The sequence below is a fragment of the Chryseobacterium oranimense genome, assembly GCF_900129755.1.
GTDB lineage: Bacteria > Bacteroidota > Bacteroidia > Flavobacteriales > Weeksellaceae > Chryseobacterium > Chryseobacterium oranimense.
Genome location: NZ_FQWT01000001.1, coordinates 235348 through 260268, shown reverse-complemented (window position 1 = coordinate 260268; position 24921 = coordinate 235348). Strand labels below are relative to the sequence as shown.

The 24921-nt window shown below is 37.6% G+C and carries 21 protein-coding genes; 14 read left to right on the top strand and 7 right to left on the bottom strand.

The features are described 5' to 3' along the window. Positions 1-6: 6 nt before the first annotated feature. The 7 genes from BUB03_RS01260 to BUB03_RS01230 all read right to left on the bottom strand — a co-directional run bounded on the left by BUB03_RS01260 (position 7) and on the right by BUB03_RS01230 (position 6905). On the bottom strand, positions 7-702 hold the full coding sequence (locus BUB03_RS01260; protein WP_002978774.1) for a LytR/AlgR family response regulator transcription factor: 696 nt from the start codon (positions 700-702) through the stop codon (positions 7-9). Between the two features lie 54 nt (positions 703-756). Continuing rightward, a complete protein-coding gene (locus BUB03_RS01255; protein WP_002978775.1) occupies positions 757-1230 on the bottom strand; it encodes a Dps family protein in 474 nt (157 codons plus the stop codon). 164 nt (positions 1231-1394) lie between these two features. Then, entirely contained in the window at positions 1395-2237 is an 843-nt protein-coding gene (locus tag BUB03_RS01250; RefSeq protein ID WP_228417728.1) for a sugar phosphate isomerase/epimerase family protein, read from the bottom strand. Positions 2238-2253: 16 nt separating this feature from the next. Next, on the bottom strand, positions 2254-3663 hold the full coding sequence (locus BUB03_RS01245; RefSeq protein ID WP_073059685.1) for a carbohydrate porin: 1410 nt from the start codon (positions 3661-3663) through the stop codon (positions 2254-2256). 5 nt (positions 3664-3668) lie between these two features. Further along, on the bottom strand, positions 3669-4913 hold the full coding sequence (locus BUB03_RS01240; RefSeq protein ID WP_073061226.1) for a sugar MFS transporter: 1245 nt from the start codon (positions 4911-4913) through the stop codon (positions 3669-3671). A 13-nt stretch (positions 4914-4926) separates the two neighbouring features. Further along, positions 4927-5841: a carbohydrate kinase family protein gene (locus tag BUB03_RS01235; RefSeq protein ID WP_073059684.1), complete on the bottom strand. Its 915-nt coding sequence runs from the start codon at positions 5839-5841 to the stop codon at positions 4927-4929. A gap of 56 nt (positions 5842-5897) precedes the next feature. Then, on the bottom strand, positions 5898-6905 hold the full coding sequence (locus BUB03_RS01230) for a LacI family DNA-binding transcriptional regulator (RefSeq protein WP_073059682.1): 1008 nt from the start codon (positions 6903-6905) through the stop codon (positions 5898-5900). 350 nt (positions 6906-7255) lie between these two features. On the opposite strand from BUB03_RS01230, the gene BUB03_RS01225 reads away from it, so the two are divergent. From BUB03_RS01225 to BUB03_RS01160, 14 genes are all read left to right on the top strand, one after another. Then, positions 7256-7717, top strand: coding sequence for a MarR family winged helix-turn-helix transcriptional regulator (locus BUB03_RS01225; RefSeq protein ID WP_040994595.1), 462 nt, complete (start codon positions 7256-7258; stop codon positions 7715-7717). Between the two features lie 15 nt (positions 7718-7732). Continuing rightward, the gene (locus BUB03_RS01220) at positions 7733-8236 is read left to right on the top strand and encodes a transposase (protein WP_073059680.1); all 504 of its coding nucleotides are present in this window, start codon (positions 7733-7735) and stop codon (positions 8234-8236) included. Positions 8237-8722: 486 nt separating this feature from the next. Then, positions 8723-10636: a polysaccharide biosynthesis protein gene (locus tag BUB03_RS01215; RefSeq protein ID WP_073059679.1), complete on the top strand. Its 1914-nt coding sequence runs from the start codon at positions 8723-8725 to the stop codon at positions 10634-10636. A 312-nt stretch (positions 10637-10948) separates the two neighbouring features. Beyond that, on the top strand, positions 10949-11659 hold the full coding sequence (locus tag BUB03_RS01210) for a polysaccharide biosynthesis/export family protein (RefSeq protein WP_228374799.1): 711 nt from the start codon (positions 10949-10951) through the stop codon (positions 11657-11659). Between the two features lie 3 nt (positions 11660-11662). Beyond that, positions 11663-13999: a GumC family protein gene (locus BUB03_RS01205; protein ID WP_073059676.1), complete on the top strand. Its 2337-nt coding sequence runs from the start codon at positions 11663-11665 to the stop codon at positions 13997-13999. 2 nt (positions 14000-14001) lie between these two features. Beyond that, positions 14002-14970: an SDR family oxidoreductase gene (locus BUB03_RS01200; RefSeq protein WP_073059674.1), complete on the top strand. Its 969-nt coding sequence runs from the start codon at positions 14002-14004 to the stop codon at positions 14968-14970. 21 nt (positions 14971-14991) lie between these two features. Further along, complete coding sequence (locus BUB03_RS01195) at positions 14992-16284, top strand: nucleotide sugar dehydrogenase (RefSeq protein ID WP_073059673.1); 1293 nt, start codon at positions 14992-14994, stop codon at positions 16282-16284. A 176-nt stretch (positions 16285-16460) separates the two neighbouring features. Beyond that, positions 16461-17786 (top strand): O-antigen polymerase, encoded by a 1326-nt coding sequence (locus tag BUB03_RS01190; RefSeq protein ID WP_139258734.1) that lies wholly within the window; start codon positions 16461-16463, stop codon positions 17784-17786. Next, positions 17783-18880: a right-handed parallel beta-helix repeat-containing protein gene (locus BUB03_RS01185; protein WP_073059669.1), complete on the top strand. Its 1098-nt coding sequence runs from the start codon at positions 17783-17785 to the stop codon at positions 18878-18880. Before BUB03_RS01190 ends, BUB03_RS01185 begins: the two co-directional genes overlap by 4 nt. Beyond that, entirely contained in the window at positions 18880-20118 is a 1239-nt protein-coding gene (locus BUB03_RS01180) for an oligosaccharide flippase family protein (RefSeq protein ID WP_073059667.1), read from the top strand. The genes BUB03_RS01185 and BUB03_RS01180 overlap by 1 nt, the downstream gene beginning before the upstream one ends. Next, positions 20115-21143 carry an ATP-grasp domain-containing protein gene (locus tag BUB03_RS01175; protein WP_073059665.1) on the top strand — a complete coding sequence of 343 codons (1029 nt, stop codon included), beginning with the start codon at positions 20115-20117 and terminating at the stop codon, positions 21141-21143. The genes BUB03_RS01180 and BUB03_RS01175 overlap by 4 nt, the downstream gene beginning before the upstream one ends. A gap of 374 nt (positions 21144-21517) precedes the next feature. Then, on the top strand, positions 21518-22684 hold the full coding sequence (locus BUB03_RS01170) for a glycosyltransferase family 4 protein (protein WP_073059664.1): 1167 nt from the start codon (positions 21518-21520) through the stop codon (positions 22682-22684). Beyond that, positions 22681-23592 (top strand): glycosyltransferase family A protein, encoded by a 912-nt coding sequence (locus BUB03_RS01165; RefSeq protein ID WP_073059662.1) that lies wholly within the window; start codon positions 22681-22683, stop codon positions 23590-23592. Before BUB03_RS01170 ends, BUB03_RS01165 begins: the two co-directional genes overlap by 4 nt. A gap of 1 nt (position 23593) precedes the next feature. After that, entirely contained in the window at positions 23594-24919 is a 1326-nt protein-coding gene (locus tag BUB03_RS01160; protein ID WP_073059660.1) for a polysaccharide pyruvyl transferase family protein, read from the top strand. Positions 24920-24921: the final 2 nt, after the last annotated feature.

Here is a 24921-nt window from a genome sequence, read left to right as displayed (position 1 = left end):
TAACCGCTAAAAGACATTCATTCTTGTATTAAGTGCTTTCCTGTATGCATCTGCTACGGGAATGAATTTACCGTTGATCATAATACCACCGTCCTGAAGAGTATCAATTTTGCCTACAGAAACAATATAAGAACGATGGACTCTTATAAAATGATCTTTAGGAAGACGTTCTTCAGCAGTTTTCATTTTACCGTGAATGGCAAACATCTTTTCTTTGGTATAAAACTTTACATAATCACCCATGGCCTCAGCATAGAAAATATCATCCAGTTTTAAGCGCCTTGTAATATTGGAATCCCTTACAAAAAGAAACTCATCTCTTGTGATTTCCACATTTTCTTTTCTGCTTTCAAGAATCGTCTGTGCCTTGCTTACTGCCTGCAGAAATCTTACCGGCATAATGGGCTTAAGAAGATAATCTGCAATATTGAGTTCAAAGGCTTCCAGTGCATATTCCTTTTTTGAGGTTGTGAAAATGATGATGGTCTCTTTACCGGAAAGGGTTTTCGTGAGCTCAATCCCTGTCATTTCCGGCATTTCAATATCGAGAAATATCAGATCGACTGAATTGGACTGAAGATAATGATAAGCTTCTATAGCATTGGAAAACTCGCTGACAATGGAAAGATCCGGAACCTGTTTCGCGAGGTGGGCTAATGTTGTTCTTGCAATATCATTATCATCCACGATTAAGGCTTTCATAGGTATAGTTGTTTATGGTTTACACAAAGATAATTATAACTTTTTTATATTGTGTTATCTGAAATAGGAACGGATCATCCATGCCATTTCTTCATGGGTTTCCATCAGGCCTGTAATAAAATCGCTGGTACCGTAATCTTTGTATTTTTCTGCAAATGGAGTGATATTTCCACGAAGAAATTCGATAATGCTTTCATGATCACTTAACAAGTCTTTCATATATCCCAAACCATCGTTTGTTCTTTCACTGTATTCCGTTAAATGAGTCAGTTCCAAATAGATTTTCATAGTCGCCGGTGCATAATGCCCGATTTTACGCATCCTTTCTGCAACGCTGTCTATCAGTTCATCCAGCTGTTTGTATTGTTCTTCAAAGAAAATGTGATTGGCATGGAAGTTATCTCCGGTTACGTTCCAGTGGGCATTTCTTGTTTTAATGTAAAGCAGCGTTTCATCTGCTAATAGTTTTGCTAATTGTTCTGCAACAGCTTCCGTGTTTTTTTCTGTAATTCCGATTTTTGTTTTCATAATAATAAGATTTTAGTTGAGCATTATTGCCTTTTTCTGATGTAAAGGTCAGCCATAATCTTGGAAAACAATATGTATTTTCGGCGAACGGGCAGAATCAATCGGTGAAAAGCGGACAATTTCCGCTTTCCATAAGTTTCAGATTAATATAACAGATAATTTTATCAGCTGAGATGCTTCTTTAAAAAGGCAAGACTTCCTTCTGCCAATGTTTGAGCATCATAAGGTGATTTCTGCCATAATGAAACCTTTTCCTGCATTCCCGGAATTGAAGAGCTGAAATTTTCAAGAACCAGGTTTCCTTCAAAATTGATTTTTTTCAATGCAGAGAAAAACTCTTCCCAATTGATGGTCCCTTCTCCCAGCATGCCCCGGTGAGATTCTGTCACATGAATGTGCTTCAGCATTTTTCCGGATTTGATAATCGGGTCATAAAAATTATCTTCCTCGATATTCATATGGAAGGTATCAAGGTGAAGGAAGAGATTATTTTTACCTGTTTTTTTTATAAGTTCCAGTACATTTTCAGCCCTATTGCAGACATAGGATTCATAGCGGTTGATAGGTTCTATGGCGATATCTATACTTCTGGTTTGGGCGTAATCTGCCAAATTAGACCATACATCAGCAATGATTTCTTTTTCATTTTCTGTAATTGGTTTTCCTGTAAAAACACCGATTCCGCCATGCAAGACACCAGCCAGAAGATTGGTTTCCAGTTCATATACTTTATCGATGGCTTTTTTGATAAGCTTTTCCGCAGCTTCAGGCTCAAACGCAATATGAGCATCTTTTGGAAGATTCAGCGAACAGACAGCTTCCAGATGGTTGTCTTTCAATTGTTTTTTTACCGTGGATGCATCAAAATCCATTGATCCGGGTAACAGTATTTCTATAAGATCAAACCCGGCCTGTGCAGTTTTTTCTATCGCATATTTTCCTGATTCTGCATTCCATAGCGGAGTGATCCAGGAGAGTAGGGAAGCCCCTAATTTTATATTCATCATATTTCTTTATTTTAATTTAAAAAATCCACCATTCTGTCCGTACTCCGAAATAGGTCCCATATCTTTTGGCTCCAGACTGCTGTAAAAACGGTGAGTAAAGACTGTTCATAGCCTCATCATTATACCTTGATACTTCTGCAATAAAACGAATGTGCGGTCTGGCCCAGACACTTCTTTCCGCCGTAGGAACAATGGTGGGAGCTAAAACCAGTTTCATCATCGATGCTGCATCCTGCGTTCCGTTTTTTCTCGTTGCATAGTGAAATTCGGAAAGAATATGAAACCAGTTGTTTAAATAATAAGTGGCTCTGATTCCCGTATTAAATTCTGTTTTCCTGTTGAAAATTTCACGGTTATAGTAATCCAGCGCTTTATCAGTACTGGTTGATCCTCCCTTACTTTTGGTGAAAACGGCATAGGGATTAAGCGACCACCGGTTTGAAATATTCCAGAGGAAATGTTCAACAACCGTAAAAGAGTAAGCTCCTTTATATGTTTTTGTGACCTCATCAGGAGCTCCGTAGGTTCGCCAGGTCTGTGTATTACCATTATCACCTCCATTGGCGATTCCGGTTCCGTATCTTACAGAAAGCTGATTGAATGAACCCGGAATTTTTGTTGCAATATCTGTATTTAATTTAGCTCCAAAAACCCAGCCCTGATCCGATGGATATTGCTCTACAGAATTTTTCCCTGATTTTTCTACATGATGAAACTCTGCCAGTAATTTCAGCTTGTGCTTTGTATTTTTAAATGGAAGGGTCTGCTCAAGGACAAAAACTTCTCTTTGTCTGTAGATCAGATTTTTTGATCCGCTGATCACATTGGTGTAAGAATAAGGAGTTGAGTTGCTGGCTGCAGTATCAATAGCTGCCGGGAAAAACATTGAAAACCTTGTGTTTTTATGTCTTAGTCCCCAACCAGTTGCGGAATGGTCATCAAAATAAAAGTAATCTGCAATGTGAATGTCATCATATCTCAGCCATCTTGATCCTGCCCAGACATCCCAGTCACTTCCCATAATATTTCTTGCTTCTACAAAGGCTTCAGGTAAGGCCACAATCATCCCCTGATTGGATTTTGAATCTACATTTCCCAGGAAAGTTCCTCCTGAATAAAAGCTCAGCCTCGCCTGCATATCGATCTTTGTACTTTTTGTACTGTCACCGTTTACCACCGGACTAAAATGGAAAGCCGGTAAAAAGTCAACATAATCTCCCTGATCCATTCTGCCTCCTAAAGATCCCTGATTGTTCAGATTCAGCTGTCTTCCTGTTTTTCCATCGGCATTCGGAGAATAAACAGCTCCGATTCTCCCGGTTGTACCAAAGGAAAATTTTTTGTTGGTGATTACGATCTGGGCATTAATTCCCCTGCCGGCGCATATAAGTAAAATGCACCAGGCTAATAAAAGCTTTGTTTTCATAGGGATTATTTAAGTGTTTTGGGCTTGTAGAATTTTAATGCAAATAATAAAATAACGACATAGCAGAGAATAGGAAGGAGGTAGGCATGGGCAATGTCTTTTTCTGCAATTCTACCCATGATCGGAGGGAAAACAGCACCTCCAAACATCGCCATAACCAGGAATGAGGAAGCCTGCTGAACTTTTGACCCTAATCTTTTAAGTCCAAGACTGAAGATGGTAGGATACATTACACTCAGGAACAGGTTAAGTAAAATAAGACTGATAAATGATACCCATCCGAAACTCTGGGAAATAATCAGGCACAGAACAATATTACAAGCTGTAAAGATAGCCAGCAGTTTGTTGGGAGCGATGAATCTCATCAGGAAGGTTCCGATAAATCTTCCGATCATCATCATCGCCATACTTAAAGAAAAATAATAGGAAGCCTGTATTTCCGGAAGATGCATTTTTTCGACACCGTAATTGATAAAATAAGCCCATGTTCCACCCTGTGCGGCAATATTGAAAAACTGGGCAATAACGGCAAATATAAAATGTCTCTGTTTGTAAAGTGGTGCATGAGGATCTGATACGGAAACATCTTCTCCTTTTTCATTTTCTGAAATGATGATATCTTCCGCATGAGGATCTTTAAGGTCCGGCACTCTGATAAAGCTGAAAATAATGGTAATCGCGAGAATGACAATCCCAATCCATGTATAAAGACTTTTTACGGAATCCAGGGAGCCAGATCCGGAATCAGGAGTTCCGAAAATGAAATATCCTCCAAGCAAAGGGCCGATTATGGCTCCCAGACCATTAAAAGACTGTGCAAAATTAACCCTCTGATCACTTGTTCTTTCATCCCCTAAAGCGGCTACAAAAGGGTGGGCTACCGTTTCAAGGGTTGCCATTCCCATTGCCAGAACAAAAAGAGCCAGTCTGAAAAAGTTAAATGAGGATGTGTCGGCGGCCGGAATAAACAGAAAGGCTCCCAGTGCAAACAATGAAAGCCCCAGAATGACCCCCAATTTATAACCAAATCTTTTCATAAACAGACCTGCCGGAATGCCCATCAATGCATAAGCTCCAAAAATGGAAAGCTGCACCAGCCCTGATTTGGACTTTGAGATGTGAAGAACGTTCTGAAAATGCTTGTTCAGGACATCACCCATGGTGAGCGCAATGGCCCAGAAAAAGAATAGAGAGGTAACAAAAGACAGGATGATATAATATTTCTTATCTGTAAATTTTGGAGTATTCATATCGTATGTTTTTTTAAGAGGTTTTACAGCTGTTTTTTTCTCTGAATGCTCTGAATTCTTCATAAGTATAATCAGGGCATGCCCCAGATTTAGAAGTGATAAAAGCACCTAATGACGTGGCCTGTTTCATGATCTCTTCCGGAGATCTTCCCTGAATTCTTTTAGACAGGAACCCGGCCAGAAAAGAATCTCCGCTACCCACCGTGTCTGCAATTTCAATATGAACCGCCGGAAAATTATAGGCAGTGTCTCCCACAAAATATCTGGCGCCTTTACTTCCTTTGGTAAGGACAATTTCATTCAGATTAAAATAAGTCTGGAGATGTCTGATGCTGGTATCTTCGTCAATATATTCTTCACCGAGATATTCTAGAATTGTTCTGAGCTCTGCCTTATTCATTTTAACAAGATCAGCTTTATGTAATAATTTTTTAATGAATTCAAAATCAATAAAAGGAGGTCGGAAGTTAACATCAAAAACTTTGAATTTTGAATATTCCAAGAGTTCCAGCAGAGTATTCTGAGATGCTTCACTTCTTGTGATCAGACTTCCAAAAACGAATGCTTCTGAATTCCGGATCAGTTCCTTGTGCTCCGGCAAAGGTTGGATATAATCCCAGGCAACATCCTTTACAATGTCATATACAGCTTCTCCATGCTCATCAAAATCAGCAATGACAGTTCCTGTGGCCTTTTCCTGATCTATCTGTATAAAATCTGTGGTTATTCCCCAATCCTGAATCTGATTAAGAAGACGGTGTCCTAATTCATCATTTCCTATCCGGCTTAGCATTTTGGTATCGATTCCCATTTTGAAAAGATTGTAGGCAACATTAAATGGCGCACCACCAGCTCTGGAACCGGTAGGGAAGATGTCCCACAGAACTTCTCCGAAGCACACCACGTAGTTTGATTTATTTGTTATCATATTAGGTTAAACGTTTAAGTTAATATTTAAAAAAAATGTTTTATGTTTAAAGTTGATTATTTTAAAGATGCTTTAGAAACCAATTTTGCGGATAATGTTACTCTTTTTCCGGTTGGCACATAATTGTTGATTTGTCCATCCAGTAGCTTAATTGCTTCTTCGGCCATTTCTTCTATTGGCTGCTGGATATAGGTAATCTCGGTAGGGAAGAGATTATAGGCATCAGTTTCATCGAATGCCAGTACTGAGACCCGCTCAGGAACTTTTATATTATTTTTAACGAGGTAGGAAAGCCCTGCTACTGCAAGTTTATTGCTGGAAAAATATAAAGCTGTATTTTCAGGGGTTTTCCCAACCATCTTTTCAAGCTGTAAATGTACTTCCTGCGCGATATTTTCCAATCCTACCAGCAGATATTGTATTTCAACTGCATTTTTGGAAGAGCTTACCGTTTTTTCAAAACCATACTGGCGGTCCAGCAGGTGTGGAAGTTCGGTTTCGTAGCCTACATAGATCATTTTATCAAAACCTTTATTAAGAAGCAGACTGGTAGTACTCTCTGCTATTTCCTGATTATCTATGGTAATTCCAGGAACAGCCACTCCTTTAAGATATCGGTCAATAGTAACCACAGGATATTTAATATGAATAAGGTTTTCAAGTGTCTTTTCCGATCCTGCTACGGGGGCAACGATCATCCCGTCTACCTGCTGCTGTGAAAAAAGCTCAGTAAGTTTTTCAAATTTTTCTGCATTTTCATCAGAGCTGCCGATAATTAGAGTATAGCCCAGTTTTAAAGCTTTATCTTCCAGATTTCTTGCCATATGAGAATAGAAATCATTGGAGATGTCTGCAACAATAAGCCCCAGCAACTTTGTTTTATTGGTTTTCAGACTTTTTGCAATCTTATTGGGAGTATAGTTAATCGTTTCAGCAATTTCGAAAATTTTTTTCCGGGTCTCCTCGCTGATTCGCTGTCCTTCCTTTCGGTTGAGAACATAAGATACTGTGGCTACGGAAACTCCTGCCAGTTTTGCAATATCTTTTATGGATGACCTTTTCATTTTTATATTTTTCGGTACAAAAGTATTCTATAAAATATACAAAAAACAATAGGGGAGTTTTTTTGGTGGTTTGAGAAAAAAATGTAATTTTGGCGATTTTTTATATAAAACTATAAACATTTGATATTCAATATTTTATATATAATAATATATTTTAATATGAACAAATTGTTAATTCAGTTTGATGGAGTTGTTAATTTTGGTTAAACGTTTATTCAAATAAAATTTAACAAACAATATTCTTTATTCTAAATTGCTTCTAGATTTTAACGCTTATCCCAATTCTATTTTATCAGAAATTTTTATATGTGATAAAATATATTTAGTTTTGTAACTAAACTATTTAGTAAATGAACAATAATTTAGATAAATTGCTGGAGCGTTTTAGGATTGCAAGCAGAATGTATTCGGATGCTTCCGTTCTTATGCATGAGACTATTGCCAGAAAAGCTGGGTTAATGGGTTCTGACCACAAATATCTGGGGCTAATCCTGCAGCATAAAGAACTGACGGCAGGTGAGGTTTCGAACCTGACAGGATTAACGAAAGGAGCGGTAACAGGGCTTCTGGATCGTCTGGAAGCAAAAGGATTATTGCATAGGAAGCTGACTAAAGATGATAGGCGGAAGATAATTATAGTTCCTGATTTTGAGAATAGCATGAAGCTTCTTCAGCCATTCTTCAATGATCTGCAAGAGAGAACAACCCCTGTTATCAGCAGTTTTTCTGAAGAAGAAATACAGGTGATCGAGCGTTATTTTCTTCTGGCAGCAAATGTAATGAAGGACTTTACAGAAACTTTAAAAAAATAACCAAAATTAATAATCATGGAAAATATAACAGTCAATTATTTACACAGGGCTGAGCTCTGGCTTTGTATAACCATCGTCATTTATTTTTTTATCAATGGGGCACAAATTTTTGAAACTCTTGTTTTTGTTCCTAAATGGTCTGCTTCCCCGCCTCAAAGCCTGAATATCTTGTCAGATGGCCAGGGAATGAATTTAAAAACGTTTTGGATAATATTTCATTCAATTCATGAGGTTGCATTTATTCTGGCCATTATTTTCTGCTGGAAAATTGATCCGGTCAGAAACTGGCTGGTCATATTGTTCTTTATCCATTTCATGGTGCGGGTTTGGACTTTAATGTATTTTGCCCCCAATATTATAGATTTTCAAAAAATGGCAGATCAGTCTTCTTTTGCCGATCATATTGCTGACAGAATATCAAAATGGCAATTTCTTAATTATATCAGAGTAGCGATTTTTATGGCAGTGTCACTAGGTCTTATTCCTTTATGCATTAAACTGTTTTCCATCCGTAATTAATCTTTTTTGAAATGCTGATACTTTACCTTTTCGGTTCTATTTCTATAGGTGAACAAGTCTGAAACAAATCTATATTAGAATTAAAAAGCAAAGATGAGAAGGTAGCTGTTCCGGATCTTTTGCGGAAAACTGTAAAAAAGAGGTGCTGTTGTTTAATGCAAAAGTGCCTCTTTTGTTTTTGAATTATATAAAATTTTTCACTATCTGTTATTTTACTTTTCACGGCATGATGGCATTGCAATTACTATTAAAAAAATGTTAAATATTATCCGTATTTGTTATATGGTTTTGAAGCTAAAGCTATTGTAATGCAATGAAATATAAATATTTAAAGATTAATTATATTGTAATATTTATAATGTATTATATGTAAAATAGTAAATATTGTTTAAAAATATCATTAATAATTAATTATATTTGCTCAAAATTAAAAACCACCAAATGTTGAATTAAGCAAAAAAAATAACGTTTTAGGTCTTTTGTAGTATGGTGAATGTTTTTAAAATCAAAGAATTAAGATATATACCTAGGTGGCTGGTTTTTTTTATTGATATCTCAATTGTTTCTTTTTCGGTACTAACCACGTATTTATTCTTAATCAACCTGCATGTAAAAATTAATTTTACTGAATATTCCAATGAGAAAATCTTTGTGGTTATTCTTGTTAATGTTCTGTTTATGCTTCTTTTCAAAACATATGCGGGAATTATAAGATACTCCACCTTTTTTGATTTTTTCAGGATTTTATGGTCTTCAGGCAGTACTCTTCTGGTATTGCTGGGATTAAGCTATATATCGCACGTGACTTTAGGGAAGCCTGTCTATCTGTATCCGGCACTTTTTTTATTTTTCTTCATTTCTGTTTTTCTGATGTTCTTTTTCAGAATGGTTACCAAGAAGATTTATAAAGTGTTTATGGGGGCTGGGAATGGTTTTTCTGGATTAAGGGTAGCTGTTGCTGGGGTAGAAGATGAATCTGTGTCGGTGGCTAATGCTATTATCCACAGTCCCGGGCATGCCTATAGGTTGGCAGGCTTCTTTAGTGCCAGGTCGGATTCTAAAAAGGCAATGCTTTTAGGTCATAAGGTATATAATAAAAAAGAACTTCTTAAAAATGATCATCTGGCCAGCCGTTTTGATGCGGTTTTAATCAGGGAGACGATGAGCAGGCCAAAAATGGAAGAATGGATCAATCTTGCTTTGGATAAGGGATTGAAAGTACTGAAAGCGTCTGATATTAGCAAAGTTACGGAAGAGGGTCTTGTAGGAAGTATTCGCCCGCTTCAGATTGAAGATCTGCTGGAACGCAGACCTATAAAAATAGAAAGTGAAGAGGTGAAAAGCACCCATTCCGGTAAAAGTATTCTGATAACCGGGGGAGCAGGGTCTATAGGAAGTGAGATTGTGAGGCAGGTTGCCCGGTTGGGAGCATCGCTTATTGTAGTGGTGGATCAGGCTGAATCTCCTTTGTATGAGCTTAAACTGGAGCTGCTGGAAAAGTTTCCCGGTCAAAACTTCAAATTTGTATTAGCAGACATATCAAACCATTACAGGCTTGAAAGTTTATTTGAGCAGTACCGGTTTTCAACAGTTTACCACGCTGCAGCTTATAAGCACGTTCCTTTAATAGAGGATAATCCTCATGAAGCCATCTTTGTTAATATAGGAGGAACTAAAAATCTAGCTTTACTGTCCAAACAATATAACGTGGACTGTTTTGTGATGGTGTCTACAGATAAGGCTGTGAACCCTACTAACGTAATGGGAGCTTCCAAGAGGGCGGCTGAGCTTTTTGTACAGTCTTTACAAAACTCTCCGGGAAACATTACGAAATTTATCACAACCCGTTTTGGAAATGTATTGGGGTCCAACGGTTCTGTTATCCCGCATTTCAAAAAACAAATCGAAAAAGGAGGTCCGGTTACCATTACCCATCCAGATATCATCCGTTACTTTATGACCATTCCCGAAGCCTGCGAATTGGTGCTTCAGGCCGGAACCATGGGAAAAGGAGGTGAGATCTATGTTTTTGATATGGGAAAACCGGTTAAAATTCTGGATCTGGCCAAAAGAATGATAAAGCTGTCCGGGTATACACCGGATGTAGATATAAAGATAGAGTTTATCGGTTTAAGGCCGGGTGAAAAACTGTATGAAGAGCTGTTAACAGATAACTCCACAACTATTCCAACCCATCATGAAAAAATAATGATCTCAAGGGATCCTTTGATGGAGTTTGAAGATATCGAGATTTTATGTAAGCAGATTATGCGTTCGGCTATAAAAAAGGACAGTTTGCAGGTCGTGAAAATTTTAAAAGTAATTGTTCCGGAATTTATAAGCAATAATTCAGAATTTGAAATTTTGGATAAAACACCGGAACATGAAGTGTGTCAGTAACATAGTTTTAATTATGTAAAAAAAGAAATAAAAATAATCAAATATTTTTGCTGATTTCTTTTAATCGGAACGAAAATTGCTACGAAAAGAATTAATCTTTAAATAATAGAGCACGTCATAGATTTTCACGTATACGTGAGATTTAAATAATAAATAAAAATATTCGTAGTACGCTCCATATATGATAAATTCTAATAACCTGAGCGTTAAAACAATAGATTAAAAAAACATATGAATAAAACTATTATTACGTATCTAATCCTGTTATCAGTTGTTTTACTATCGTGTAAGCCCAAACAGAATATGGTATACATGTCGAAGGATAATATGGAAGAGGAAGTGTCCAGGGCAAAGTTTCAGGGTTTACATATTCAGGAAGGAGATGTTCTCCTTATCCTGGTTTCTGCACTTGATGAAATTGCAGTAAAACCATTCAACCTTAATACAGCCAATAAGGTAGGAAGCGATACTAATACAGGAATCAACCAGTATGTACAGCCAAGTGAATATCTGGTGAATGAAGAGGGATACATATCTTTTCCGGTATTAGGAAACATATATACTAAGGGAATGACGCAGGTACAGCTTAAACAGGAGCTGGAAACCCGTCTTAAAAGATATCTTACAGATCCCATGGTGTCCATTAGCCTGAAAAATTTCAACGTAAGTGTTTTGGGCGAAGTGAAAGAACCGGGGCAAAAAGTTAGTGTTTCCCAAAAAATTAATGTTTTCCAGGCGCTTGGTCTTGCAGGTGATATGACGGATTTTGGAGACCGAACAAACGTGAAGCTTATCCGCACAGGAGAGGATGGGGCTGATCAGGTGGTTAATATTGATCTTACCAGGTCGGATATCGTAAGCTCGCCGTACTATTATATGAAGCAAAATGACATATTGTACGTACAGCCGGATAAAAACAAGCAGGTGCAGGCGAATTCCAACCCGAACAGGGCACTTACATTCCAGATTATTGGTGCTTTGCTCACTGCGGGTACACTTATTATTGCTTTAACAAGACGATAAAATATGCAGCAGACAGAATTTCAGGCTAAAGAGGAAAAATTGAACATCAGAAAAACCATTTCCAAATACCTCTATAAATGGCCGTGGTTTATTGCCTCTATTTTGATCTTTTTATCAGGTGCTTATATCTATCTGAGGTATAGTGTGCCTAAATACCAGTCCAAAACCACGCTTAAATTTGATAAAAAACAGAACGATCTTTCTTCAGCGTTAGCAGATCTCGATAACCTGGGAATAGGACTGGGCAATTCAGATGAGCTGAAAAGTGAAGCTGCTGTTGTGAATTCGAGGCCCATCCTTATGCAGGTGGTGAAAAACCTTAATCTGAATGTAGAATACTATAGTGCGGGGGAGATCAAAGATTCACAGCTCTTTTCCAAAGTACCTATTACGGCAAAGATATTAGACTATACCAAAGAAAAGTTTGTATCGGCCGCTTATACCATTACAGAAATAAAGGGTGACCAGTTTACCCTTCAAAACGATAAAAAAAAGGAATTCACAGGAAGCTTCAATGTTCCTGTAAGATTGGATTTCGGAACAGTGATTCTTCAGAGAAACTCTCCAATTGCTGCAAAATCGGAGTATAAAATTATCTTCTGGAACCCTATTGAAAAAGTAAAAAAACTTGAAAAAACAATTCAGGTAAATCTGCCGGATGAAAAGGCTATGCTAATGGACATCAGCCTGATAGGAACTCTTCCTGAAAAATCCGAAGCTATTCTTAACGAAGTTACCAAACAATATAACCTGGACGGGCAGAGAGATAAAAACCTTCAGGCTCAGAATACCCAGGAATTTATCGATAAAAGGCTGGAAGTAATCACCAAAGACCTTTCCGGAGTAGAAAACCAGAAAGAAGATTTCCAGAACCGCAACCGTATTGTTGATTTACAGGCTCAGGCAGAGCTGGCCTTGCAGAATACCAGCGAAAACACCAAGGCACTTCTTCAGCAGCAGGCTCAGCTGGATCTTCTGAATTCGCTGTCGGCGGAAGCTTCCAAAAGTAACAACCAGCTTATGCCTTCAAACCTGGGGCTTAATCCTTCACTGGAGCAAACGATTTCTCAGTATAATTTACTTGTTATCAGCAGAAATAAAACCCTGAAGCAGGCTACGAATGAAAACCCGGCTGTTATAGAAATGAACAGGGAAATTGCTTCTTTAAAAGATGTTATCCGTGATAATATCCGTGAGCAGAAACAAACCGTACAGACAGGGATCTCCCAGCTTCAAAATCAAATCACAACAAACAATAGTGTTATAGAAAAAGTTCCCGGACAATCTAAAGTATACAGGGGAATTGAACGTCAGCAGAATCTTAAAGAACAGCTTTTCTTATTCCTTCTTCAGAAAAGAGAGGAAAATGCAATTAATCTGTCTGTAGATGTTCCGAAAGCTAAAATTGTTAACCCGGCATTTACTGAAGACGCAGCAGTATCTCCTAAAAAAGATATTATTTTTCCAGGTGCTTTTTTCCTGGGAATTTTAATTCCTTTTGCCATTTTCTATCTGTTGTTCCTTTTGGATGACAAAATTTACAGCAGAGACGACATCAAAGAACGTTCCCGACTGGGCGTGCTGGTAGATATTCCGTCACTTAAGGACAATGAAAACCATCTGGTGCAGAAAAACGACTTTTCTGAGTTGGCAGAAGCGTTCAGGGTTCTGGTTTCAAACCTTAAATTTGTTCTTCCGGCTAAAGATTCGGCTAAAGTAATCATGGTAACTTCTTCTGTAAAAGGAGAGGGAAAAACCCTGGTATCCGTTAACCTTGCTCTCACGATAGCAAATAAAAACGGAAGAGCCCTTCTGATTGGTTCGGATATCCGTAATCCCCAGATCCAGAGATACGACAGTGAACCGGTAAAAAGAAAAGGTCTTACAGAGTTCTTATATGATGATTCGGTAAATGTGGAAGATCTTGTTCATACTTCAACCACCAACCCTTCATGTGACGTTATCTATGCCGGAACTATTCCTCCAAATCCACAGGAGCTGCTTTCCAATGGCCGTTACCAAAAGCTTATTGAGCAGATGTCAGCCAGGTATGCTTATATTATTATTGACTCTGCACCATTGATGCTGGTTTCAGATACCCTGAGCATTGCAGATACGGCAGATGCAACATTATATGTGGTAAGATCAGGAATATCAAAAAATATACTGATAGATTTCGCCAACGATCTGGTGAGGGATTCTAAACTTTCTAATGTATCTTTTGTCATCAATGATGTTTCAAGACGGGCAGGAGGATATGGATACAACTATAGCTACGGTTATGGATATAGCCAGACCAAGGATAAAAATAGCTGGTGGAAGAAAATTTTTAAATCATAGAAATGCATAAAATTTTAATTACAGGCGGAGCGGGCTTTATCGGCTCTAACTTAACGGAGTATTTTTTAAATAAAGGACATTATGTTGTTTGCCTGGACAATTTTGCAACAGGACACCGTCATAATATTGAGCCTTTTCTGGAAAATCCGAACTATAAGCTCATTGAAGGGGATATCCGTGATTTGGAAGTTTGTCGGAAAGCGGTGGAAAATGTAGATTACGTTTTGCATCAGGCAGCATTGGGTTCGGTTCCAAGGTCTATCAAAGATCCTGCTACGAGTAACGATGTGAATGTTTCCGGCTTTTTGAACATGCTGATTGCCGCACGTGATGCTAAAGTAAAGCGTTTTGTATATGCAGCATCATCTTCTACCTATGGAGATTCGGCATCATTGCCTAAAGTGGAGGACGTGATCGGGAAGCCGTTATCACCCTATGCCATTACCAAATATGTGAATGAGCTGTATGCTGATGTATTTGGAAAAACTTACGGAATAGAATGTATTGGTCTGAGGTATTTCAATGTATTTGGACGCAGACAGGATCCGAACGGAGCTTATGCCGCTGTGATTCCTTTGTTTGTGAAGCAGCTGATCAACCACGAATCTCCTACAATTAACGGAACAGGAGATTATTCACGTGATTTTACCTATATCGATAATGTGATTCAGATGAACGAGCGTGCAATGCTTACGGATAATCCTGAAGCGGTGAATACCGTGTATAATACAGCCGTAGGAGACCGTACAACTCTGAACAGCCTGATCGGATACCTTAAGACCTATCTAAGCGAATTCGACGAGAAGATTGCCGATGTAGAAGTTATTTACGGGCCGAACCGTGTGGGAGATATCCCGCATTCTCTGGCATCAGTGGAAAAAGCAGAAAAATTATTAGGGTATCAGCCAACCCATACCATAGAGAAAGGTTTGAAAGAAGCCATCAGCTGGTATTGGGAAAATTTAAAATAAACAAGTTTAAATAGACTTTTTGTGGAAAAACAATATAAAATTGCCGTTATCGGTTTAGGATATGTAGGTCTGCCTTTAGCACGATTATTTGCAACCCAGTATCCGGTGGTAGGTTTCGATATCAATCAGGGAAGGATTGAGGAGCTGAATAAAGGAGTAGATAATACTCTGGAAGTGGAAAATGAAATATTACAAGCTGTATTAAAGCAGGAAAATCCTTTTAATCAGCCTTCTGAAAACGGATTGTACTGCTCGGCAGATATCAGGGATATTCAGGATGCAAATATTTACATTGTTACGGTTCCTACTCCGGTTGACAAGCATAACCGTCCTGACCTGACTCCATTATATAAATCTTCGGAAACGGTAGCAAAAGTATTATCCAAAGGAGATATCGTGATTTATGAATCCACCGTGTATCCGGGCGTTACTGAAGAAGAATGTATTCCTGTTCTGGAAAAAGTTTCAGGATTGAAATTCAATGAAGACTTTTTCGCGGGATATTCGCCGGAACGTATCAATCCGGGAGATAAAGAGCATACGGTAGAGAAGATTCTGAAGGTGACTTCAGGTTCTACACCGGAAATAGGAGAAGTTGTAAATAACCTGTATAAATCTGTGATCGTTGCAGGAACCCATTTGGCTCCGACCATCAAGGTTGCAGAGGCTGCCAAGGTTATTGAAAACTCACAGAGGGATATTAATATCGCTTTTGTGAATGAGCTGGCCAAAATTTTCAATCTATTAGATATTGATACCCATGCGGTATTGGAAGCTGCAGGAACGAAATGGAATTTCCTTCCTTTCAAACCGGGACTTGTAGGCGGGCATTGTATAGGTGTGGATCCTTATTACCTGGCACAGAAAGCTCAGGAAAACGGATATCACCCGGAAATTATTCTGGCAGGACGCCGTCTTAATGATTCTATGGGGCAGTATGTGGCTTCCCAGCTGGTAAAAACCATGATCAAGAAGAAAATCACGATCAATGGGGCGAGAGTTTTAAACCTGGGGATTACCTTTAAAGAAAACTGTCCTGATGTAAGGAATACCAAAGCTGTAGACGTGATTCACGGGCTTGAGGACTACGCTTTACACGTTACAACGTTTGATCCATGGGCAAAACCGGAAGAGGTAAAGCATGAGTATGATCTGAATGTCGTTAATGAAATTCCGGACGAAAAATTCGATGCCATTATCCTTACGGTTGCACACAAAGAATTTATGGATATGGATCTGAGCCATTATTTAAAGGAAGAAGGGATTATTTATGATGTAAAGGGAGTTCTGGAAGAATGTGATTCCAGACTGTAATATAATAAAGCCGGGAGAAGAGGCTAAAGTTGCTTTTTCTCCCGGCTTTTCCGGACTTGTTCCGTTGTGAAATGTTTGTACCGTATTATACTATTTATTTAAACTGAGAAGTAAGCAGCCTGTTGAGCATGGAGGTAAATAAATCATATAAGTTAGTTTTATTCACTTTAAGTTTTTTGTTTTTCTCTATAGGTTTCTTTATCTATGGGAAGATCAGTAATACTTCCTATCAGGATGTTTATTTTTTGCCCATAGGTTTAGGTTTTTTCACTTTATTTATTTCAAACATCTTTGTAAAGCTTAAATCCTATTTTATTTTCTGGATCATTACCATTCAGCAGATTGTACGGTACGTGGTGATTCCTTTTCTTTTTATCACGGGAGACAAGCTGAAATTCGGCAGTACAACGGTTAATGAAGCTTACGCAGTTGCTATGATGCTGATTGAGCTGCTGTTTATACTGATTGCCTATCATATCTGTACTTTATCAAAAGAACCGAAACCGCAGAAAGGGAAACTGGATTTTTTACCTTTAAACACGGTTAGCACCGGCCTTTTCTTCCTGTTTATCCTGATTATAGCAACCAACAGGAGTTTCCTACACAAATTAAGCTTCGTATGGGACATTGCTACTTATTTAAAGCTTAAAATTTCAGGGGATCTGGAAAGTGTTTCTCCTTTAGTCAGTATTATGTTCCCGGTGATGAGGGCCTATATTGTTCTTTATATTTTCTCTTTAATCAATTCGTTTAAGATAAAGCAGGGCGCAAAGCTGATGCTTTCGATACTGATTGTATTGATCAATGCAACCATTATTATCGGGATCAGCCGCTTCAGTATTGTATATGCTTCTTTTCCTTTAATCCTGTTGCTTATTTATTTCTACCCGGTTTACAGAAGGAAAATAGTTACCTATACCTCTTCTTTCTTTGTGCTTATTCTACTGGTAGCATCACTGGCTAAATTTTCAAGTAATGCAAAAAGTGCTGATGTGGGAGGCTTTTTTAAGCTCTATCAGCTGAACGCTTATTTTGGCGGAGTAGCCAACTATGCCATAGGATTCGATTCCTACCAGAAGAACCAGGTAAACCCTTTTGACAAATACTATTATTTTATATCCGATATCACACAGAATATACCTGTACTGTCGAAGTTTTCAAATGATAATTATAAGACCAACATTAAATTCAATAATCATATCTATGGAGCAGGACGTTCCAGGGATCAGATTGTACCGGTTTCTGTGGCGGGACTTTATCATTTTTCTATGTACTTCTTTTACATTTATATCTTTGTTTTATCTATCCTGGCCTTTAAATTCGAGACAAAAGCTTATACCACAAATTCACCGGTTTTATTTTTCTTATATATCATTTTAGCTTTTGGCTGTGCAACATCCATGATGATTAATATTGGTTCCCTTTCCGCTACGTTATTTATCAACTTAGTTGTGTTTATACCATTCTTTACAATGATTAACAAATTAAATCTAGCAAAATGAAAAAGCCGATCTTATTATTTTTCGTACTGATATATTTTTTAGGAAGCTGTCAATATTATGTTAAAGACCGTTTTTCGGGATATGATACAGTCAAAAATACATACTTTCAAAAAGCGAAGGATCTAACGGCTTATTTGCCGGCAGGATATTCTAAAAAAGGAGATACGGATTATACTTCCTATATCCAGAAAGGGATCAATGAGAACTCTACCCTTATCATGCCTGATTTTCCGGTTCTTATTAATGAGAACGGGCTTGCATTGAAATCCAATCAGAAAATCCTCTTCCAGAAGAATTCGAAGCTGATTATGAAACCCAACAGCAAAGACCGCAACGGGATGCTAAATTTGTTCAATATCCAGAATGTAGATATCTATTATCCCACCATTACCGGAGATAAGCACAAACACTTATCCACTACCGGAGAATGGGGAATGGGGATCTATATTTTGTCGTCCAGCCAGATCAACATTACCGGATCTTATTTTGAAAGCAACTGGGGAGACGGGATCTGTATCGGAAGCAGGAACAACATTAATTCTTCAGATATAACGATCAAGAATGTCATCTTAAAAGATAACCGCAGAAACGGATTAACCATTGGGGGAGTGGTCAACCTGCTGCTTGAAAACGCTTACATTGCCAACACCTCAGGAACCAATCCTCAGGCCGGTATAGACATTGAGCCGGACAGCAATTCTTATGAAGTAAAAAATGTTAAACTTAACAATATTGAGACTGAAAACAACGGCAACTACGGACTCATTATTTCCCCGGGAAATATGGTGGGCAAACAGCAGAAGGCCATTTCAGTAGCCATAAACAATTTTAAAGACAACGGGTCCAAAATAGGCTTTGGACTGGCGATGACAAGGGATAAGCCCAATGCAGGTTTCCCTCAACTAAATGGAAATATAACGGTCAGTAATTTTTCATCACAAAATAATGCAACGGCAAAATTCAGATCATTTAAGGGAGCTTCCCACCAGGTTAATGTGAAAATGGACTTTGGAAAACTGGGAGCAACTTCCAGGAATGCAAACGGCTTTGATCAGCGATTTAAAAATAATACCGAAACGATTACCTTGAAATAATGGTGAACAGGATAAAAAAGATTTTTAATACGAAAGACAAGAAGGCGCTGTTGGAAAACTTCGTTTCGTTATCTGCATTGCAGTTAATAGGAATGTTGTTGCCACTGGTTACCCTGCCTTATATCTTAAGGGTAATCGGCTTTGAAAAATATGGAGTTATTGTTTTTTCAGCATCGCTTATTGCTTATTTTACGGCTTTAACGGATTTCAGTTTCAGGATCACGGCTACCCGCGATGTGGCTATTTACCGGGACAGCCCGAAAAAGCTTAATATCATTTACAGTAAGGTCTTAACCATTAAAACTCTTTTCCTGCTGCTTTCATGGCTTATTATTGCCATTGCAGTCTTCCTGTATCCGCCTTTTTACGAAAACAAGGAAATTTATTTTTATACAAGTCTCCTTTTGCTGGGCTATGTATTATTCCCGGAATGGTTCTTTCAGGGCATTGAAAAAATGCGTTACATTACCTATCTGAACCTGGGGATTAAACTGTTTTTTACGCTGTGTGTTTTTATTTTTATTAAAAAAGAAAGTGATTTCTGGATCTATCCTCTGCTGCAAAGTGCAGGTTATGTAGGAGCAGGTTTGGTGGGGCAGTATGTGCTGGTAAAGAAATATAAGCTGAAATTCATTTTCCTGCCTTATAAACTGATCATTAAAACCATAAAAACAAACTCACCGATTTTCATCAACCAGTTTGTGCCTAACCTGTATAATAACACCAGTACTTTCCTGCTGGGAATTTTAGGAACGCCGAAATTGGTGGGGATTTATCAGGCTATTTTAACGGTAGTGAATCTTATTGTTACCCTGATTGAAATTCTTTCCCGCGTGTTCTTTCCATTCCTGAACCGTAAAAAAGATGCCTTCCAATGGTACAAAAATATGATGCTGATCACCATAAGCATTATGATCATCGGAGTATTGGTTTTTAATAAATTAATCTTCTGGTATCTGAATGTGAACTACGAAAATGCATTCTGGATACTGTTGATACTGGCCATAGGATTGTTTGGTTATACCCTCTATAATATTTTCGGGCTCAATTATTTTATTGTTCACCGCCAGGATAAATTAGTCATGACGAATACCTTATTTGCTTCTGTTTTAGGTTTTATTTTGGCATACCCCCTGATTCATTTTTACTCTGTATTGGGAGCTGCTATTAATTTGTCTTTAGCCAGATGCATAATGGGTGGAGGATTATTTTATAAATTTTTTAGAAAGAAGAAATGAAGATAGCAATACATCACCGTAAAGGAAGTTTTTCCGATCGCTGGATCGAGTATCTGGAAGAGAAAAATATACCGTATGTTTTATTAAATGCCTTTGATAATGATATCATTGCACAGGTAAAAGAACATCAGGTAACCCACTTTATGTGGCATTTCAACCAGAATTATTATGAAGATATGCTGCATGCGAGAACCTTGTTCAGATCCATCAGCCAGATCGGGATAAAGACATTTCCGAGTGAAGACGCCTATTGGCATTTTGATGATAAAGTGGCCCAGAAATATCTTTTGGAAGCATTGGAAGTACCGTTGGTAAAGGCAGATGTTTTTTACCATAAGAAAGAAGCGGAAGAGTATATAGAAAAGACATCTTTTCCGAAAGTCTTTAAATTAAAAGGTGGGGCGGGATCCATTAATGTAAAGCTTATTAAAACGAAAAGCCAGGCCAGAAAAATCGTAAACCAGGCATTTGGAAGCGGGTTTGCTGCATTTGATTCCTGGACGGTTTTTACTGATACGATCGAGAGATTCTGGAGGCAGAAGACCACACACAATTTTCTCAGAGTCCTGAAATGGGGATTCAAAGGGATTTTTGTAGATCGACAATACAAGGTTTTTCCTAAACAGAGAAATTATGTCTATTTCCAGGAATTTATCCCGGGACTGACTTATGATATAAGGCTTATTGTAATTGGGGATAAGTGCTATTATCTTAAAAGAAATACCAGGGATAATGATTTCAGGGCATCCGGCAGTGGCAGGCTGGAATTTGCACCGGGAAAATTCAATCTTGAAGCAGTGGATATCGCATTTAAAACTGCCCGGCAGCTGAAAATGATATGCGTTGCGTACGATTTTATATTTGATTCTGAAGACCGGCCTTTAATGGTAGAAATCAGTTATGGATTTCAGCCGTATGTTTATGATCAGTGCCAGGGATTCTTCGATCCAGCCCTCAATTGGAATGAATCTAAGGTGAATCTGGAATATGAAATTGTTCATAATTTTTTAAATGAGTTCACATAAATTTAATATTTGAGTGTAAATTTTAATTTTTTGCTTAAGTTATTGAAAATAAACTTTGATTCAAATATTTGTGAGATATTATTTTTTTGTATATTTGTTTTATGTAGTAGAAAATTCATTCATAATGTGATTATTGTAACAAATTAATTAAATAATTGCATTATTTTAAAGATAATTTTTGTTACATCGCTATTGATATCTGCACACACAGATTTGAAAAAAAATCATTTTAATTATTGAAAATAATCATAACATTTTCAGGCTTTTAGCCCTGAAGGGATGATGGTTATTGATTCATGTGAAACTTAGCTTTAAAAAAAACTTATAACTCAATTTTTATCTAATTATATAACAATAATGAAAGTGATATAAAAATGAATATAATTTTCCTTGAAGCCGTTCAAATTCATGGTGGTGCTCGTAAAAGTACCATAGAATTGGCGAAACGACTAAATGAAGAGGGGCATAATTCGGTTATCGTAGATTTCTGGGGGAGTTGCAGTGAGTTTGTAGAAGATGTACAGGCCAATAAAATCCCAATACATATTTTAAAGAAGAACGATAGTCCTATTGCGATTTTTAGTACCAAAAATCCCTTTAAAATTGGGGTAAACATTATTTCGTTTTTATTGGATTGGGTGAGGCTGAAAAAAGAATTTAAAAAATTTCAGAACACCTTTAAACCGGATGTGGTTATTATTAATAATATCAAAACCAATTCGATTCTAAAGAAAGGGAAAAATTATAAGATCGCATATTTTGCAAGAGGCTGGTTCGCTTATAATTCGATAGGCTTTCTTAAAAAGCTGATGTTTAAGTATAATTCCGATTACTTTATCGGAGTATCTCAATCTACAAGACAGGCAATTTATACAGGAGGTTTGGCTCCGTTAGAAAAAATATTTGTTGTACCTAATGCAATTGATTTAACGAAAGTTGAACAGTACAAAAGAGAACGGGTAGCACGTAAGGAAGGCGATCCTGTAGTGATTTTACATTGCGGTGGTTTTTTACCGGCAAAAGGGCAGGATCTGTCAATTTCTTTAGCCAGAAAATTAAAGGATAATAACATTAATTTTAAAATCATCCTGATGGGGGCCGTATATGATACCCCTGTGTCAGAGAATTTTTTAAATAAGATCCGCACAGAGATTAGCCAGTATAAACTTGACAGTCATGTAGAAATTCTGCTCAATCAGAAAGATCCATACAGCATTTTTAAAAGCAGCGATATTCTCATTCATCCATCTGATACTGAGGGATTACCCCGTGTAATTATGGAAGCTTTGGCATTTGAAATTCCTGTTATTGCCAATCCGGTGGGAGGGGTCACAGATTATATCCTGCACAACTTTACAGGCTATATCGCTACCCATAATAATGTAGACGATTATTATGAGTACATCTGTAAGCTATACTATGACAGGGACCTGTATAATTTTATTGCCGGTAATGGAAAAGCATTGATCGTCAATAACTATGATAAGAAAAACCAGGTAGAGGAGTTTGATAAAATCTTTAAAAAATTGAGTGCATCATGAAGTCTATCACCATTTTTACACCAACTTTTAACAGAGAAAAGACTTTAGGAAGACTTTATAACTCTTTATGCAGTCAGAGTAATCCTGATTTCAAATGGATCATTGTGGATGACGGCTCCGGCGATCATACCTCCGACAAGGTTCAGCAGTGGATAGAAGAAGGTAAAATAGAAATACAATACTACTATCAGAAGAATAAAGGAAAGCTGGCGGCCCAGATTTTAGCTTTAAACTATATAGATACTGAATTATTTACATGTATCGACTCTGATGATTATATACCGGATGATGCCGTTGAAAAAATACTGAGATTCTGGAAGGCTAATAAAAAAGCCGATTCTGCCGGAATCATCGGTCTGGATGCTTATGAAGATGGTTCTGTAGCGGGTGAACAATTACCTGATAAAAAAGAATCCACCTATTCTGAATTGGTAGACCTCTACAAAATCAAAGGTGACAAAAAATATATTTTTGATACGGAAGTCTATAAAAAGTACCTGCCGTATCCTTATTTTGAAAATGAAATTTTTCATGAAGTCAGCTGGATCTTTACCCTGATTGACCAGAATCATAAATTTCTTCTTTCAAACGAAATATATTGCATTATAGAATACCAACAGGACGGATTGTCCAACGGATTATATAAAAGATATAAAGACAGCCCCAACTCATTTATTGAATACAGAAAAATAAAAATGAAGTATGGGATCAACAAAAAAGTTGTGCTGAAGAACTCAATACACTATATATCCTCTTGTCTTTTTGCCAAAAAATGGAATTTTTTTAAAGGCTCTCCTAATAAGTTGTATACGTTAATAGCTATTCCCTTCGGCGTATTGCTGAACGTATACATCAGCCGCAAAGTAAAGCAAAATACACACAGGATTAAACAAGGAAAATTGATATAGAATGAATAATGCTATTATAGTACCGGGAGTAACGGATTTGAATAAAGGAGATCAGGCATTGGTCTGGGAAAGTTGGAGGCTGGCAAAAGATACCGGACTTTATGATGAAGTATATATACTGGACGCAGGTGAAAATGACGAAGAAAGAGCATTGTTGTGTCAACAGTCCGAGGATCATGGTTTTAAGTTGTTGGCCAATATACTAAAGCATCCCAGAAGAGGACAGCATAAGGCTGATCAGCATATAAAAGAATCCAAACTTGAGCTTTTAAAGCAAATTAGAAATGCAGGAATGGATTTTAAAAATACCAGGCATTTAATTAAAATATGCAATGATCTGGAAAAAGTAAAAAAATCCTTTGATGATAAAACCTACCAAACGGTTAAACAGTTTCATGAAGCAAAAACCATTTTTGTAAAAGGAGGCGGTTTTATCCATGCTTATGGCGAAAAAACAGCACCTTACCTAATGTGGTACTTCTTGTTTTATGTAAGGCTTGCCAAAGCATTAGGAAAGAAAGTTGTCTTCCTTCCTAATTCATATGGACCTTTTATTGGACTGACAGTTAAACAGCAGGTGCGCACCGTATTCAACCAGTTGGATTTGGTTTATGCGCGTGAGAATGTTTCTTCAAAAAGCTTAGGTCAGTTGCTGGAAAAAAATATCCCTGTAGAAATGGATCTTGGATTTTTCCTGGAAAAAGGAAGCCAGGATGAGGCACTAAAGATATTGCAGAAATATAATCTGACAAAAGAGGACAAAATTGTAGGAGTGACGATCCGTCCATGGCGTTTTCCCGGTCTGTCGAATCCGGAAGCGCTGTACAAAAAATACATAGACTCAGTGGTAGCCCTTACGAAGCATTTGTTGGATAAAGGATATAAAGTAGCATTGTGTAACCAGTCATTAGGTCCGAATTCTCATGAAGATGACCGTAATGCTATAAGAGATTTACTTGACAAGATTCAGGATCCCAATATCATCTGGATCAATGAGAATTTATCCTGCGATATACTGAAAGCGGTTTATTCCAATTTCTACTTTTTCGTGGGGACCCGTTTTCATTCCATTATATTTTCACTGACCTCTCTGGTTCCTTCCATTGCCATAGGATATGGAGGAAACAAGGCCTTGGGCATAATGGGAGACTTTAATCTGGATGATTATGTAGTTCAGATTCAGGATGTGCAGCCTGATTTGCTGATCAAGATGTTTGATCAGGCAATTTCAGAATACGATCATATAAAATCGAAGCTGGACCAGTCGATGAGCCTGGTTACAGAAAGCAGAAATAGATTGTTGAAAGATATTCAATCCTTATACTAAAC

Coding starts and splice junctions, on each gene's coding strand:
- BUB03_RS01260 (WP_002978774.1), bottom strand. CDS start 702: ATGAAAGCCTTAATCGTGGATGATAATGATATTGCAAGAACAACATTA.
- BUB03_RS01255 (WP_002978775.1), bottom strand. CDS start 1,230: ATGAAAACAAAAATCGGAATTACAGAAAAAAACACGGAAGCTGTTGCA.
- BUB03_RS01250 (WP_228417728.1), bottom strand. CDS start 2,237: ATGATGAATATAAAATTAGGGGCTTCCCTACTCTCCTGGATCACTCCG.
- BUB03_RS01245 (WP_073059685.1), bottom strand. CDS start 3,663: ATGAAAACAAAGCTTTTATTAGCCTGGTGCATTTTACTTATATGCGCC.
- BUB03_RS01240 (WP_073061226.1), bottom strand. CDS start 4,913: ATGAATACTCCAAAATTTACAGATAAGAAATATTATATCATCCTGTCT.
- BUB03_RS01235 (WP_073059684.1), bottom strand. CDS start 5,841: ATGATAACAAATAAATCAAACTACGTGGTGTGCTTCGGAGAAGTTCTG.
- BUB03_RS01230 (WP_073059682.1), bottom strand. CDS start 6,905: ATGAAAAGGTCATCCATAAAAGATATTGCAAAACTGGCAGGAGTTTCC.
- BUB03_RS01225 (WP_040994595.1), top strand. CDS start 7,256: ATGAACAATAATTTAGATAAATTGCTGGAGCGTTTTAGGATTGCAAGC.
- BUB03_RS01220 (WP_073059680.1), top strand. CDS start 7,733: ATGGAAAATATAACAGTCAATTATTTACACAGGGCTGAGCTCTGGCTT.
- BUB03_RS01215 (WP_073059679.1), top strand. CDS start 8,723: ATGGTGAATGTTTTTAAAATCAAAGAATTAAGATATATACCTAGGTGG.
- BUB03_RS01210 (WP_228374799.1), top strand. CDS start 10,949: ATGTCGAAGGATAATATGGAAGAGGAAGTGTCCAGGGCAAAGTTTCAG.
- BUB03_RS01205 (WP_073059676.1), top strand. CDS start 11,663: ATGCAGCAGACAGAATTTCAGGCTAAAGAGGAAAAATTGAACATCAGA.
- BUB03_RS01200 (WP_073059674.1), top strand. CDS start 14,002: ATGCATAAAATTTTAATTACAGGCGGAGCGGGCTTTATCGGCTCTAAC.
- BUB03_RS01185 (WP_073059669.1), top strand. CDS start 17,783: ATGAAAAAGCCGATCTTATTATTTTTCGTACTGATATATTTTTTAGGA.
- BUB03_RS01180 (WP_073059667.1), top strand. CDS start 18,880: ATGGTGAACAGGATAAAAAAGATTTTTAATACGAAAGACAAGAAGGCG.
- BUB03_RS01175 (WP_073059665.1), top strand. CDS start 20,115: ATGAAGATAGCAATACATCACCGTAAAGGAAGTTTTTCCGATCGCTGG.
- BUB03_RS01170 (WP_073059664.1), top strand. CDS start 21,518: ATGAATATAATTTTCCTTGAAGCCGTTCAAATTCATGGTGGTGCTCGT.
- BUB03_RS01165 (WP_073059662.1), top strand. CDS start 22,681: ATGAAGTCTATCACCATTTTTACACCAACTTTTAACAGAGAAAAGACT.
- BUB03_RS01160 (WP_073059660.1), top strand. CDS start 23,594: ATGAATAATGCTATTATAGTACCGGGAGTAACGGATTTGAATAAAGGA.